Raw genomic sequence first — 14176 nt, 5'->3', positions numbered from 1 at the left:
GCGGCGCCGAGATCCTCAGGCCTCGAGGTCCTCGGGACCGAAGGCCTGCGGCAGCACCTGATCCATCGGCAGCACCCCGCGGGGAGTCTCCAGGAGGCACTCGGCTCCGCCGTGCTCCCAGATGAGTTGACGGCACCGACCGCACGGCATGATCGTCGCGCCCGAGCCGTTGACGCAGGAGACGGCCACGAGGCGTCCCCCGCCGGTCGCGATGAGCTCGGAGATCATCCCGCACTCGGCGCATAGGGTGACGCCATAGCCGGCGTTCTCCACATTGCACCCGCCGACCACCCGGCCGTCGTCGACCAGTCCGGCGACCCCGACCGGATACTGGGAGTAGGGCGCGTAGGCACGCTCCATCAACTCGGTGGCCCGCGCCTTCAGCGCGACCCAGTCAATCTCCTGCTCGTGCATCATCAGGCGGTCCTCACTTGGTGTAGGGGATGCCCTCGGCGGCAGGGGCGCGCACCCGGCCGACCAGTCCGGCGACGGCAAAGATGGTGATGACATAGGGCAGCATCGCCAGCAGCTGTGGTGGCATGGGAGAGCCGATCGTGCCCAGGACGTTGCCGAGGTTTTTGGAGAAGCCGAACAGCACGGCAGCAACCAGAGCCCCGGCGGGGTTCCACTTGCCCAGGATCATTGCGGCCAGGGCGATGAAGCCGTTGCCCGCAGACATGTCTCGGCCGAAGGCCAGTCCGCTGCCGATGGTGAAGAAGGCACCACCCAGGCCCGCGACCGCACCACCGAGGACCGTGTTCCAGACGCGGCGCTTGTTCACGTTGATGCCGACGGTGTCGGCCGCCTTGGGGTGCTCGCCGACGGCGCGGGTGCGCAAACCCCACCGGCTGCGGAAGAGCATGAACTGCAGGATGATCACCGCGGCATACATCAGGTAGACCAGGATGGTCTGCCGGAAGAGCACGGGGCCGACGATCGGGATCTGGCTCAGCAGCGGGATCTCGATGATGCCCAGCGGCTGGCGGGCGTTCCAGGTCTCGCGGTTCTCGGCCAGCAGCGTGGAGAAGAAGAAGCTGGTCAGACCCAGAATCAGCGTGTTGAGCACGACGCCGACGATGATCTGGTTGACCTGGTACTTCACCGCGAACCAGGCGAGCAGGGCACCGACCAGACCACCGGCGATCGGGGCCGCGACCAGACCGAGGTAGGGCGCGGTGAACAGCGAGGCGATCACCGCCGCGGCGAACGCACCGAACAGGAGCTGACCCTCGATGGCGATGTTGATGATGCCCGAGCGCTCGCAGATGATGCCGGACATCGCACCAAAGATCAGCGGCACCGACAGCGCCAGCGCACCGGCCAGGAGTGAGGTCACCGGGATCACCGAGGTCTTGCCGGCCCCGGCCCAGGTGAGGAAGGCCACCACAAAACCCACACCGACCACGAGGTGCAGCCAGACCGGTGTCTTCGCGCGGGACCGAGCCAGCACGAAGCCATAGACGGCCGCCGCGAGCAGGATCCCGGTGAGCACGAGCACTGTCAGCATCGATGGGACGCTGAAGTTGGGGATGGTGAACCACTGCTCGCCGTAGCGGGACTGGAACTCCGTCGCCTCCTCCCACACGCCCTCACGCCGGATCATGGTGCCGACCAGGCCCAGGAGTGCGGCGGCGGCCAGCACGGCGTAGGTGACGGGAATCCGGTAGGAGACCTTGCCCAGGACGGTGCCACCGGTGGGTACGTCATCGACCGGCGTGCCGGCAGTCACGGGGACGAGTGGCGTGGTCACGCTGCAGTCTCCTTCGGTGCGGTCCGCGCAGCCTTGGGAGGCGCATCGGGATCAGGGAGTCGGAAGATCGCGCGCACCAGGGGCGGCGCGGCGATCAGCAGGACGATGACGGACTGGACGACGAAGACGATGTCGATCGGTGTCGAGGTGACGGACTGCATCAGCGTGCCGCCCGCCTGGAAGGCGCCGAACAGCAACCCGGCGATAAAGGTGCCCAGAGGCTTGGAGCGTCCCAGCAGGGCGACCGTGATGGCGTCGAAGCCGTAGGTGGCGGCCACCCCGGCGGTCAGGGACCCTCCGGTGATCAGCACCTGTGAGGTGGCGGCCAGACCTGCCAGTCCACCGGCGATGACCATCGTCAGCACGGTGATCCGGCCGACGGACATGCCGGCGGTGCGGGCCGCGTGGGGGTTGGCTCCGGCCGCACGGATCTCAAAGCCTGTCGTGGACCGTTCCAGCAGCCACCAGACGAAGATCGTGGCGAGGATGGCGACCACGAAGCCCCAGTGCAGGCGGAAGGTGTTGCCGGGCACCAAGAAGTCCGGGATCAGCGCCGGATAACCGGCGTTGGGCCCGATCTGCGGGCTGCGCAGGCCGGTGCCGCTCGCGTTGAACTTGCCCATGGTCAGCACATAGGCGATGAGATAGACCGCGATCCAGTTGAGCATGATCGTCACGATCACCTCGTTGGCTCCGGTGCGGGCCTTCAGGATGCCGGGGATGAAGCCCCAGAGTGCGCCGCCGAGTGCGCCGCCCACCACGCAGAGGAGCAGGTGCACGACCGGCGGGAAGTCGAAGGCAAACCCGAGGTAGGCGGCGAAGATGGCACCGAGGATGATCTGTCCCTGCGCACCGATGTTGAACAGGCCGGCGCGGAAGCCGACGGCCACACCGAGGGCGGCCAGGATCAGCGGGGTCGCGAAGGTCATCGACTCGGTGATCGGACGGATCTGCCGCTGGAACTCGTCGGCCTGATAGTCGAAGATCGCGCCGCGGAAGAGCGCCTTGTAGGCCTCGCTCACGGCCTCCCAGGACGCCGCGAAGAAATCCGCGGGGCGGGCGAAAACATAGGACACCGTCTCGGAGACCCTCGGATCGGCAAAGGCGATCAGCACGCCACCGAGGACCAGCGCGATGATGATCGCGAAGACCGAGACCATCACGTCCCCACCGACGATCTGGCGCAGGATGACCGAGCCGGAGCGCGGGTCCTCGCCACTCGGCCCGGGGGGTGCCGTGGTGGCCCCCGCCGTGCCCTGCGGGGAGGGTTGTGGCGCCGGGGTGTTCGACTCGCTCACGTCAGGTCCTTCCCTTCAGCGGCCTTGTCGGCGCCAGCCAGCACCGACTGGTGCCCTGCTGCCTGCGCGACCGCGTCGTCCAGTGGCACGCCTGCCATCATCAGTCCGAGCACGTCCCGGCTGATGCCTCCGGGGCCGGACTCAGCGGCGTCGATGATGCCGATGATCCGTCCGCGATACATCACGGCGACCCGGTCGGCCAGCGCGAGCACCTCGTCCAGTTCGGTGGAGACGATGACCACCGGGGTGCCGTGGTCACGCTCGGCGACGATCCGCTTGTGGACAAACTCGATGGAGCCCACGTCCAGGCCACGTGTCGGCTGGGAGGCGACCAGGAGCCGCAGCGGGCGTGACATCTCCCGCGCCAGGACAACCTTTTGGGCATTGCCTCCGGACAGGGTGGAGATCGGATCGGTGATATTGGTGAGCCGCACGTCGAACTCGGTGGTGCGGTGCTCGGCGTTCTCCGCGATCTTGCCCAGGTTGAGCGAGGGTCCGCGGGAGAACTCCTCGGTGCTATAGAGATCCAGGACCAGGTTCTCGGCGATGGTGAAACTGGCGACGACACCGTCGGTCGAGCGATCCTCGGGCACGAACCCCAGTCCGGCACGCAGCCGCTGCCGGACGCTCTTGCCCAGCAGTTCCTCACCGTCGAGGGTGATCGAGCCTGCCGCCGCCTCGTCGATGCCGAGGATGACCTCTGCCAGCTCGGTCTGGCCGTTGCCCTGCACACCGGCGATCGCCAGGATCTCGCCGCCCCGGACCTCAAAGCTGACGTGGTCCACCACGGCGGTCGCGCCGTTGAGCACTGTGAGGTCGGAGACCACCATCCCGTTGTCCCGTGGCTGTGCCGCCGTCTTGTCCACCGCGAGGTTGACCGACCGGCCCACCATCAGGGAGGCGAGCTCGGTCTCGGTCGACTCGGGGCCGGCCTCCCCCACGACCTTGCCACGACGGATCACGGTGATGCGGTCGGCGATCGCCCGCACCTCCCGGAGCTTGTGGGTGATGAAGACGATGGAGGTGCCGGCGGCTTTCAGCTCTCCCATGATCTTGATGAGCTCGTCGGTCTCCTGGGGCGTGAGCACCGCGGTGGGCTCGTCCAGGATCAGGATCTTGGCGTCGCGAGAGAGCGCCTTGATGATCTCCACGCGCTGCTGCACGCCGACCGGCAACTCCTCGATGAGGGCGTCGGGGTCGACGTGGAAGCCGAAGCGCTCGGAGATGTCACGGACCTTGCGTCGCGCCGAGGCCAGGTCCAGGATGCCGAGTGAGTGCGCAGCAGGGTCCAGCAGGCCAGCCAGGCCGGTCGGTTCATAGCCCAGCGCGACCGACTCGGCGACCGTGAAGACAGGCACCAGCATGAAGTGCTGGTGAACCATCCCGATGCCGGCCCGGACCGCGTCCCCGGGGCCGGGAAAGGTCACCGGGGTGTCGTCGAGCAGGATCTGCCCGCCGTCCGGGTCGTAGAGGCCGTAGAGCACGTTCATCAACGTGCTCTTGCCGGCGCCGTTCTCGCCCAGCAGGGCATGGATCTCACCGGGTTCGACAACAAGGTCGATGTGGTCGTTTGCCACCAGCGGTCCGAAGACCTTGGTGATCCCGCGCAGTTCGAGCTTCATCGCTCCTCGGCTCCATCGGTAGTGAATGCGGGACAGCGTAGCGGCCCAGCCGGGAGTGGCTGGGCCGCTACATCGGAGAGTTGTGACTCCCGCGTACTGCTCAGTGCTTCAGTGCTCGGTGCACCCGGGCTGCGGTGCACCTGTCACCCGTGGATCCGGGTGTCAGGGAGCGTTGGGGGACTCGATGACGAGCTCCCCGGCGATGATCTGGTCCTGGTACTCCGTGAGCTTGTCCTTCAGCTCCTGCGGGACCTCGTCCTCGAAGTCGTGGAACGGCGCCAGGGCGACGCCGCCGTTCTCCAGGGTCCCAACATACGGCTCGTTGCTGAAGGTGCCGTCCGCGGTCTCCGCGATGGAGCCCTCGACGGCCGAGCCGATCTCCTTCAGGACCGAGGTGAGGATGAGGTCGCCGTACTCGGTGGTCTCGTAGCCGTCCAGGTCGACCCAGATGAGCTTGGTGTCGGTGCCCTCGGCGACCGAGGCGGTGCCCAGCCCGACCGGACCGGCGACCGGCATGATGATGTCCGCACCCTGGGAGATGAACTGCTCGCCCAGCGAGGCGCCCTGCGACTGGTCGTCGAAGGTGTTGGCGAAGGCGCCGTTCTGCGCCTCCTTGTCCCAGCCGAGGAGCTCGACGGTCGTGCCGTTGTCCTCGTTGTAGGCGTCGATGCCGTCCGAGAAGCCGTCCATGAAGATCTGGACGGAGGGGATCGGCAGGCCACCGAAAGTCGCGACCTTGTCAGTCTCGGTCATGCCCGCGGCCAGGTAGCCCGCGAGGAAGGCGGCCTCGGAGGTGTTGAACAGAATCGGCTTGCCGTTGTCGAGCTCGATGGGGTTGAAGTCCGCATCGGAGAAGCCGGAGTCGACCAGACCGAAGTTGGTGTCCGGGTTGGCGTTGGCCGCGTCCTCGATGGCCTGCTCCAGCAGGAAGCCGGCACCGATGACGAAGTTGCAGTCCTGCTGGACCATGGCGTCGATGTTGGGGCCGAACTCCGCGTCGGAGTTGGACTCGGCGTCGGCGATCTGGATGCCCAGGGAGGACTCGGCGGCGGTCAGGCCCGCGTGGGCTGCCTGGTTGAACGACTGGTCGTCGAAGCCACCGGCGTCGGAGATCATGCAGGCCTTGAAGTCAGCCATGTCGCCGGCGACAGCGGTCTGGTCGCTGCCGTCGTCGGTCTGCCCGGTGTCGTCAGCGGTCGCGTCGCCACCGTCGCCAGCGTCGGCGCTCGTCTCGGTGTCGGTGGTCTCGGTGTCCTCGTCCGGGGCGTCGGAACACGCGGCGAGGACCAGGACGGCGGCCGCACTGACCGCGGCAATCTTGAAGACCCTCACGGGGCACTCCTTTGTTCTGGGGACGTGGGTCACGCGATGTTAACTCCCCCGTAACCCCTTTCGGGTGCGGGAGAGCCCAGAAACCGCGAGATGTGTCTGATTCGTGACCCAGCAACGCTGATTCGTGACCAGCGCGGTCTCAGCGACCTGGCTGGCGCAGCGCCCCCCGGCTGGCACAGCGACCCGGCTGGCGCAGCGACGCGCTCGATCTCTCAGACCAGGCCGTCCGGACCGACCGAGCTGAGCACCGCGGCCGCCAGGAACTTAGCGGCGATGAGCACCGACTCCTCATCGACGACCAGATCGCCCTGGTGCAGCTCGTGGGTGCGGCCACCCGGGGTGCGGGTTCCCAGCCGGGCCATCGCCCCGGGCACGTCGGTGAGCAGCCAGCCCAGGTCCTCCCCACCCAGCGACTGCTTGGTCGGCACCACGGAGGTGGGGCCGAGGACGGCACCGGCCGCCGCGGTCATCGCGGAGATCGTGGCAGGGTCGTTGTCCACGGGCGGCACGCCGCGCACGTGCCGGACCTCGGCGGTGACGCCGTAGGGACTGACGACGGCGTGCACGATCTCCTCGATCAGCGGCCCCGTCGTCGCCCAGGTCTCCGAGTCCAGCATGCGCAGCGTGCCGACGCACTCCCCCCGGGACGGGATCACGTTGGCCACGGTGCCGGACCGGACCGCTCCCCACACCAGCGCGGTGCCCGAGCGTGGGTCCATCCGCCGGGACAGGGCTGCGGGCACGTCGGTCAGCACCTTGCCGAGGGCGAAGGTGAGGTCCTGGGTCAGGTGGGGGCGCGAGGTGTGACCGCCCCCGCCGGTCAGCGTGACGTGGATGGAGTCCGAGGCTGCTGTGATCGGCCCCGTCTTCAGGCCGATGGTCCCCACGTCGATCGACGGGTCACAGTGGACCGCGAGCACCCGGTGGACCCCCTGCATCCACCCGTCCTCGACGACCTGGTGAGCGCCGCCGGGGATGGACTCCTCGGCGGGCTGGAAGATCAGCCGGACCCCGAGCGACAGGCGCTCCAGCTGGTCCTGCATCGAGGCCAGGGCGAGCCCGGCCCCCAACATCCCCACGGTGTGCACGTCGTGGCCGCAGGCATGGCAGACCCCCTGCTGTCGCGAGGCGTAGGGCAGCCCGGTGAGCTCGTCGATCGGCAGAGCGTCCAGGTCGGCGCGCAGCGCGATCCGCACCCGGGGCTCCGCTGCGCCGAGGTCGGCAACCGCGCCGCTGCCGGCCATCGCCTGGGCCGTGACGCCCGCCTCGGCCAGCCGCTCCATCACCACGGCGGTGGTGCGGTGCTCCTGCCAGGAGACCTCCGGGTTGGCGTGCACGTCACGGCGCAGTGCCAGCAGCTCGGTCCGTCGCGACTCGACGGCGGCCATGACGTCCTCGATGAGGTCGTCGGTGACGGGGACGGGGGTGGCTGCAGGCGGCAGATCGTGCAAGGTCACGCGAGTCAGGGTCCTGTGGTTGGGGTGAGTGGCTGAATTGTCAGGTTACCTCGCCGCCCGGCCCACCCCTGACGTCACAGGGCTGCCACCGCGCGCACCAGGGCAGGTCCGGCATAGATCAACCCGGTGTAGAGCTGCACGAGACTGGCCCCCGCGTCCAGCAGCGCCTGGGCGTCGTCCGCCGTCATCACCCCGCCCACACCGATCACCGGCAGGTCGCTCGTCGCCTCGATGCGGGTGACCACCTCACGGGCCCGCCGGGTCAGCGGGGCACCGGAGAGTCCGCCGGCCTCCCGCTGGGCCAGGTCCCGCTCCGCAGGTGCCACGTGCCGCCGCCCGATCGTGGTGTTGGTCGCGATCAGGCCGGCGGCTCCTGCTCCCTCAGCCACCTCGAGCGCCTGGTCCAGCGCGGCGTCGCTGAGGTCCGGGGCCAGCTTCACGAGGACGGGGGTGGGTGTGCCGGCACCGGCCAGGTCACGGGTCTGGGCGACGACGGCCTCGAGGAGCTCGGCCAGCGGGCCCGCGTCCTGCAGGTCGCGCAGCCCGGGGGTGTTCGGTGAGGAGACGTTGACCGCCAGATAGTCGGCCAGCCCGTCCAGCGCTCGGACCGAGGTCAGATAGTCCTCGACGGCGTGCTCGAGCGCCGTCACCTTGGTCTTGCCGATGGACACCCCCACCGGTATGCCGATCGCGCCGTCCGCGCGTGCCTCGCGCAGCCGTTGCGCCAGCGCGTCCACGCCACCGTTGTTGAACCCCATCCGGTTGATCACCGCCCGGCTGGCCGGCAGCCGGAACAGCCGCGGTGCGTCGTTGCCCGGCTGCGGGTGCGCCGTGACGGTGCCCAGCTCCACGTGGCCGAACCCCAGCGCGCCCCAGGCCCGGACCCCACGCCCGTCCTTGTCCATGCCGGCGGCCAGACCGACCCGGTTGGGGAAGGTCAGGCCCCACAGGCGCACCGGCTCTCCGACCGGGCCCAGCATCCGGGCCAGCGCGTTCACCGCCCGGGGACGGGACCCGAGCGACTCGGCCAGCGACACCATCTGGTGGTGCGCGAACTCGGCGTCACCGCCGCCCTGCCGGAAGAAGACCGGTCGTGCGCCGCGCCGGTAGGCCAGGTCCAGGGCGCGGGTGCGCAGGTCGGCGTGGGGCTGAGTCACGATGTCAACCCTATGCTGGTGGGGTGAGCCAGAGCGACGAGTTGATGCAGCACTTCTGGGGGGTCATTCCGGCTGGTGGGTCCGGGACACGGCTGTGGCCGCTGTCCCGCCGTTCCTCCCCTAAGTTCCTCCACGACCTGAGCGGGTCGGGGCACTCGCTGCTGCAGGACACCGTCAGCCGGCTGACCCCGCTGGCCGGGGACCGGGTCATGGTCGTCACCGGCGTCCGGCACGCCGAGGCCGTGCGCGCCCAGCTGCCCGACCTGCCGTCGGATCAGGTGCTGGTCGAGCCCGGCCCCCGCGACTCGATGCCGGCCATCGGGCTGGCCGCCGCCGTGCTGGAACGACGAGACCCCGACGCGGTGCTCGGCTCCTTCGCGGCGGACCACGTCATCGGCGATCCCGAGGCCTTCCGGGGGTGCGTAAGGGAGGCGGTGGCGGCGGCCGCGTCAGGTGCCCTGGTCACGCTGGGCATCACCCCGACCTATCCCGCGACCGGGTTCGGTTATATCAAGATGGGCCAGCCGTGGTCGTCCGGCACGGGGCACAGCGCCCGCCGGGCGGAGGAGTTCGTCGAGAAGCCGGACCGTGCGCGCGCCGAGTCGTATCTTGACTCAGGTGACTACCGCTGGAATGCCGGCATGTTCGTGGTGCGGGCCAGCACCCTGCTCGATCTGCTGGCCACCTGGCACCCGGAGCTCGCGGAGGAGCTGCGTCAGCTGGCCGCGGAGCCCGAGCTCATCGACCAGAGGTGGTCCGCGCTGACCAAGATCTCGATCGACCACGCCGTCGCCGAGCCCGCAGCCGACGCCGGCCGGGTCGCGGTCGTGCCCGCCGACTTCGCGTGGGACGACGTGGGCGACTTCGCCTCCCTCGCCACCCTGCTGACGGAGTCTGCCGAGGGCATGCACATCCTCGGGCCGACCGACCGGGTCGTCTCCCAGGACAGCACCGGACTGGTGGCGGCCCACGGCGGACGCACCATCGTCACCCTCGGTGTCGACGACGTGGTCGTGGTGGACACCCCGGACGCGCTGCTGGTCACCACCCGCGAGCGCGTCCAGGACGTCAAGGGCATCGTCGAGCTCCTGCAACGCTCCGGACGTGAGGACCTCACGTGAACCAGACGGCCCGACACCGCGCCCCGTCGGGGCGGCTGCGGGACGCCCTGGGTCACCCATTGGTCACGTCCCGCTCACTGGACACCACCCCGGACGTTGCCGTCCCACCACCGACGGGCCGCACGCTGGGTCATGTGCGAGTCGCCATCGTGACAGAGTCCTTCCTCCCCGCCCTCAACGGTGTGACCAACAGCGTCTGCAAGGTCCTGGAGTGCCTGCGTGCCGGCGGTCATGAGGCCCTGGTCGTCGCCCCCGGGACCACGCCCTGGGCCGAGACCGCGGCACCAGAGCACTATGCGGGCTATCCCGTGCACACCGTCAGCAGCCTGCCCATCCGCCAGTTCCGGGTGGGCCTGCCGTCCTACGAGCTGGAGACGGTGCTGCACCGCTTCCGTCCGGACGTCGTCCACGTCGCCTCACCCTTCGTGCTGGGGGTGCGGGGCCTGACGGCCGCGCGCGCCCTGGGCATCCCGTCGGTCGCGATCTATCAGACCGACATGCCCAGCTACATCCGGCAGCACTCCGGCCCGATCGGTGACCTCACCGCGCGGGCTGCCTGGCGCTGGATCCGCCGCATCCACTCCCAGGCGGACATCACCCTCGCGCCGTCCAGCGCCGCGATGCAGGACCTCACCAACCACGATGTCCCCCGGGTGGCGCTGTGGGGCCGGGGCGTGGACTCCACCCTGTTCCATCCCGACCGCAGGACCGATCCAGAGACGGCAGCACTGCGCGCCCGGCTCGCCCCGCACGGTGAGACCCTGCTGGGGTATGTCGGCCGGCTGGCTCCCGAGAAGGAGCTGCACCGACTCCGCGAGCTCAACTCGTTGCCGAGCACCAGGATCGTCCTGGTCGGTGACGGACCCAGCGCCGAGCACCTGCGCGAGGACCTGCCCGGGGTGGTGCTGCTGGGCCGTCAGGAGGGTCTGGACCTGGCGCGCAGCTATGCCGCCTTCGACCTGTTCGTGCACACCGGGACCCGCGAGACCTTCGGGCAGACATTGCAGGAGGCCGCGGCCGCCGGGCTGCCGGTGGTGGCGCCGGCCCGGGGCGGGCCGCTGGACCTGATCGACCCCGGTCGCACCGGACTGCTCTTCGACCCCGTCACCCCCGGGGCGCTGCGCGAGGCGGTGGCCACCCTGACAGGCCCGGAGCGTGCCGGCGAGCGTGAGGCGATGGGTCGGGCCGGTCGGGCCCGCGTCGAGGAGCGTTCGTGGCCGGTGCTGACCGAGCAGCTCATCGGCTACTACGCCCGAGCCATGGGCCCCGCGCGGATCGCCGTGGCCTAAGCGGCTACACCCCGACCTGGTCGCCCGTGAGCTCATAGGTGACCAGGGGGCGCCACACCTCATCGCCGTGGTGCACGTAGACCGCGAACTCGCCGGCCTCGAACTCGGCCACCAGGTCGGCGAACTCGGCAAACGCCCGGTCGAGCACCGCAGACGGCAGGTCGTGAGCCAGGGTGACGTGCGGGTGATAGGGAAAGTCGAGATCCCGCCATACGGGGCCGTTGCGCACCGCCCGCTCGAGCTGCTCGCAGGAGGAAACCCCGCGCGCGATCTGGACATAGACCACGTCCGAGACGGGCCGGAAGGTGCCGGTCCCCCGCAGCACCATCAGGAAGGGGGCCATCCGCTGAGCCACGTCCTGCAGGTAGGTCAGCAGCTCCTCGAGGCGCTCGGCCGTCGTCTCGGTCGGGGGCAGCAGTGTCACGTGGGTGGGGATGTGCTGGGCACGGGCCTCGCCATAGTCGATCCGCGCCTGCTGGATCATGCTCCCCCACGGCTCCGGCACCGGCAACGCGATGCCAACCGTCACGGGCCCGTGTGGTTGGAGAGTCACAATCACTGACCCTACCCCTGCCTCGACTGGTGACGTGCGGGTCGCCCGGAGGCTCTAGGGTCTTGCCCTATGGCCCACCCGGATGACATCCCCACCCACCCCGCCACCGTCGGCGGATCCGCGGATTCCGCGGACCCGGACCGCGCCGGCCTTCCCACGGACCCAGCGGCCCCGGGCAGCGCGGTGACCACCGTGCCTGCCGAGCCGCAGGACGATCTGGTCACCACGACGCACACGCTCGCGGTGGGGCGGAGCACGCTGTCCTACACGGCGACTACCGGCCGCGTCGTGCTGCGCGAGGAAGTCTATGAGGACGATGTCTTCACCGGCACCAAGCCCAAGGCAGAGGTCTTCCTGACCTCCTATGTCGTCGACCCCGCCGACGGTGCCCCACAGCGTCCGGTGACCTTTGCGTTCAACGGGGGCCCCGGGTCCTCCTCGGTCTGGCTGCACCTGGGCCTGCTCGGCCCACGGCGTGTCGAGATGGGCGATGTCGGCGACCTGCTGCCGCCTCCCTACGGCCTGGTCGACAACCCCGAGTCACTGCTCGCCGTCTCCGACCTCGTCTTCATCGATCCGGTGTCCACCGGCTTCTCCCGGGCCGTGGAGGGGGGCAAGTCCAAGGACTACCACGGCTTCACCGGCGACATCGAGTCCATTGCTGAGATCATCCGGCTCTGGACCTCGCGCAACGAGCGCTGGATGTCCCCCAAGTTCCTGGCCGGCGAGTCCTACGGCACGCTGCGGGCCGCCGCGCTGGCCGACCACCTGCAGTCCCGTTATGGCATGTACCTCAACGGCATCATGCTGATCTCCTCGGTCCTGGACCTGGGCTCGATCGGGTTGCAGGAGCCGGACACCGACCGGGCGTTCGCAGGCTTCCTGCCCACCTATGCCGCGGTCGCGCACTATCACGGCAAGCACGGCCGCAAGTCGCTGTCGACGGTGGTCCGCGCCGCCGAGGAGTATGCCGCCCGCGACTACCCCTATGCGCTCAGCCGCGGGGCCCGTCTGACCGGGTCCGAGCGGGCCGAGCACGTCTCCCGCCTCGCCGACCTGACGGGGCTGGCGGCGGACTGGATCGACCGGGCCGACCTGCGCATCGAGCACCTGCGGTTCTTTACCCAGCTCCTGCGCGAGCAGGGGCTGGTGGTCGGTCGCCTGGACTCGCGGTTCACCGGTCCGGCCGCCGCGGGCAACGCCGAGGTGATGGACGCCGACCCCAGCCACGACGCGATCGCCGGTCCCTACGCCGCCGCGTGGAATCATCACGTGCGTGCCGACCTGGGCTACCAGTCGGACCTGCACTATGAGCAGATCTCCGCGAGGGTGCACCCGTGGTCGTATGCCGACTTCGAGGGCAGGTCCGTCGACGTCACCCCACGACTGGCCCGCGCGATGCGCGCCAACCCGCACCTGCGGGTGCACGTGGCCTACGGCTGGTATGACGGCGCGACCCCCTTCTTCGCCGCCCGGGAGGTGCTCGAGCAGCTCGACATCCCGGCTGCGGCCCACGAGAACATCGAGCACCGCTGCTACGAGTCCGGTCACATGATGTATGTCCACGAACCGTCCCGGGTGCAGCAGTCCAAGGACCTGGCCGAGTTCGTCACGCGCAGTTCGGGATCCCAGCCCAGCTCGATGTGACGAGCCGCTGCCGCCACGCCGCACGCTGCCATCCCTTGCGGTCCTCGTCCGAGAGCGAGAGCATCGAGACAAGGACCGCAGGAGGTCCGTCACGCAGGCTGAGCGGAGGCACGAGATGACTGAGGGTTCACTGTCACCGGGTCGGGCGATCGATCTGCTCGCCGAGGCCGACCGTGCGCTGGTGGCGACCATGGCGCGGATGACCGAGGCAGACCTGCGTGCTCCGAGTCTCTGCGAGGGGTGGACCCGGGCCCATGTGCTGGCCCACCTGGCCCGCAACGCCGACGCGCTGCAGCACCTGGTGCAGTGGGCCGCCAGTGGTCGTCAGACCCCCGCCTATGTCTCCCAGGAGCAACGCGACCGGGACATCGAGGAGTCGGCACAGCAGTCGCTCCCCCGATTGCGCGCCGACGTCACCTCGGCCTCCAACGCCTTCCGCAGCCGGGTCGAGGCGCTGCGCGGACGCACTGACCTGCACCCGGTAGTCGCCGGGTCCAATCGTCCGATGCCCGGAGACCGGGTGCCGTGGGCCCGGTTGCGCGAGGTGACCTACCACCACGTCGACCTCGATCTCGGATTCACCTTCGCGCAGGCACCTCCGGAGGTGGTCCGTGCCGGTCTGGTGGAGGCCACGCAGCGACTCGGTCCCCGGGGGACCCCGCCGATGACCCTGATCGGCACCGACGGGCGCCACTGGCACCTGAACGGTGGCGGCACCGAGGTCCACGGCAAACCGGCCGACCTGCTGCTCTGGCTCAGCCGCGGCGTCGAGCACAACCTGACCAGCCACCACCCGCTGCCCACCCTCCCCGCCTGGGGCTAACCCGCCCCCGACCGAGCGCACCGTCTGGCGGGATTCGTCCCCGACCGAGCGCACCTCCGCTGCAGGGCACCCACCGAAGGTGCGGCACGGCATACACAACGGCCGCCCACCCAGGGTCGGGTGGACG

Annotated in this window: 12 protein-coding genes; 4 read left to right on the top strand and 8 right to left on the bottom strand. The window is 69.7% G+C overall.

The features are described from left to right. Positions 1–15: 15 nt before the first annotated feature. The 7 genes from FNH13_RS06125 to FNH13_RS06095 all read right to left on the bottom strand — a co-directional run bounded on the left by FNH13_RS06125 (position 16) and on the right by FNH13_RS06095 (position 8616). A complete protein-coding gene (locus FNH13_RS06125) occupies positions 16–414 on the bottom strand; it encodes a cytidine deaminase (protein ID WP_143784973.1) in 399 nt (132 codons plus the stop codon). A 13-nt stretch (positions 415–427) separates the two neighbouring features. Beyond that, positions 428–1750 carry an ABC transporter permease gene (locus FNH13_RS06120; RefSeq protein WP_228266618.1) on the bottom strand — a complete coding sequence of 441 codons (1323 nt, stop codon included), beginning with the start codon at positions 1748–1750 and terminating at the stop codon, positions 428–430. Continuing rightward, a complete protein-coding gene (locus tag FNH13_RS06115; RefSeq protein WP_407669955.1) occupies positions 1747–3048 on the bottom strand; it encodes an ABC transporter permease in 1302 nt (433 codons plus the stop codon). The genes FNH13_RS06120 and FNH13_RS06115 overlap by 4 nt, the downstream gene beginning before the upstream one ends. Next, on the bottom strand, positions 3045–4670 hold the full coding sequence (locus FNH13_RS06110; RefSeq protein WP_143782645.1) for an ABC transporter ATP-binding protein: 1626 nt from the start codon (positions 4668–4670) through the stop codon (positions 3045–3047). Before FNH13_RS06110 ends, FNH13_RS06115 begins: the two co-directional genes overlap by 4 nt. A gap of 162 nt (positions 4671–4832) precedes the next feature. Then, complete coding sequence (locus FNH13_RS06105) at positions 4833–6002, bottom strand: BMP family lipoprotein (protein ID WP_143782644.1); 1170 nt, start codon at positions 6000–6002, stop codon at positions 4833–4835. A 212-nt stretch (positions 6003–6214) separates the two neighbouring features. Continuing rightward, positions 6215–7459 carry an amidohydrolase gene (locus FNH13_RS06100; RefSeq protein WP_228266617.1) on the bottom strand — a complete coding sequence of 415 codons (1245 nt, stop codon included), beginning with the start codon at positions 7457–7459 and terminating at the stop codon, positions 6215–6217. Positions 7460–7533: 74 nt separating this feature from the next. Beyond that, positions 7534–8616 (bottom strand): quinone-dependent dihydroorotate dehydrogenase, encoded by a 1083-nt coding sequence (locus FNH13_RS06095; RefSeq protein WP_228266616.1) that lies wholly within the window; start codon positions 8614–8616, stop codon positions 7534–7536. 44 nt (positions 8617–8660) lie between these two features. On the opposite strand from FNH13_RS06095, the gene FNH13_RS06090 reads away from it, so the two are divergent. Together FNH13_RS06090 and FNH13_RS06085 are read left to right on the top strand one after the other, a co-directional pair. Next, a complete protein-coding gene (locus FNH13_RS06090; RefSeq protein WP_143784968.1) occupies positions 8661–9737 on the top strand; it encodes a mannose-1-phosphate guanylyltransferase in 1077 nt (358 codons plus the stop codon). Between the two features lie 134 nt (positions 9738–9871). After that, positions 9872–11026, top strand: a complete 1155-nt coding sequence (locus FNH13_RS06085; RefSeq protein ID WP_202878935.1) for a glycosyltransferase family 4 protein — start codon at positions 9872–9874, stop codon at positions 11024–11026. A 4-nt stretch (positions 11027–11030) separates the two neighbouring features. Here the strand turns inward: FNH13_RS06085 and FNH13_RS06080 are convergent, their stop codons facing one another. Beyond that, on the bottom strand, positions 11031–11555 hold the full coding sequence (locus FNH13_RS06080; RefSeq protein ID WP_228266615.1) for a 2'-5' RNA ligase family protein: 525 nt from the start codon (positions 11553–11555) through the stop codon (positions 11031–11033). 93 nt (positions 11556–11648) lie between these two features. Between FNH13_RS06080 and FNH13_RS06075 the strand changes: the two genes are divergently transcribed. Both FNH13_RS06075 and FNH13_RS06070 read left to right on the top strand, forming a co-directional pair. Beyond that, positions 11649–13226 (top strand): S10 family peptidase, encoded by a 1578-nt coding sequence (locus tag FNH13_RS06075; RefSeq protein WP_143782642.1) that lies wholly within the window; start codon positions 11649–11651, stop codon positions 13224–13226. Positions 13227–13341: 115 nt separating this feature from the next. Beyond that, positions 13342–14049: a maleylpyruvate isomerase family mycothiol-dependent enzyme gene (locus FNH13_RS06070; protein WP_165700033.1), complete on the top strand. Its 708-nt coding sequence runs from the start codon at positions 13342–13344 to the stop codon at positions 14047–14049. The last annotated feature ends 127 nt before the right edge of the window (positions 14050–14176 follow it).

It is taken from the genome of Ornithinimicrobium ciconiae (genome assembly GCF_007197575.1).
In the GTDB taxonomy this organism is placed as follows: domain Bacteria; phylum Actinomycetota; class Actinomycetes; order Actinomycetales; family Dermatophilaceae; genus Ornithinicoccus; species Ornithinicoccus ciconiae.
Note: the sequence above shows the minus strand (reverse complement) of the source record. Positions and strands in the feature narration are given on the sequence as shown.

Coding starts and splice junctions, on each gene's coding strand:
- FNH13_RS06070 (WP_165700033.1), top strand. CDS start 13,342: ATGACTGAGGGTTCACTGTCACCGGGTCGGGCGATCGATCTGCTCGCC.
- FNH13_RS06110 (WP_143782645.1), bottom strand. CDS start 4,670: ATGAAGCTCGAACTGCGCGGGATCACCAAGGTCTTCGGACCGCTGGTG.
- FNH13_RS06090 (WP_143784968.1), top strand. CDS start 8,661: ATGCAGCACTTCTGGGGGGTCATTCCGGCTGGTGGGTCCGGGACACGG.
- FNH13_RS06125 (WP_143784973.1), bottom strand. CDS start 414: ATGCACGAGCAGGAGATTGACTGGGTCGCGCTGAAGGCGCGGGCCACC.
- FNH13_RS06075 (WP_143782642.1), top strand. CDS start 11,649: ATGGCCCACCCGGATGACATCCCCACCCACCCCGCCACCGTCGGCGGA.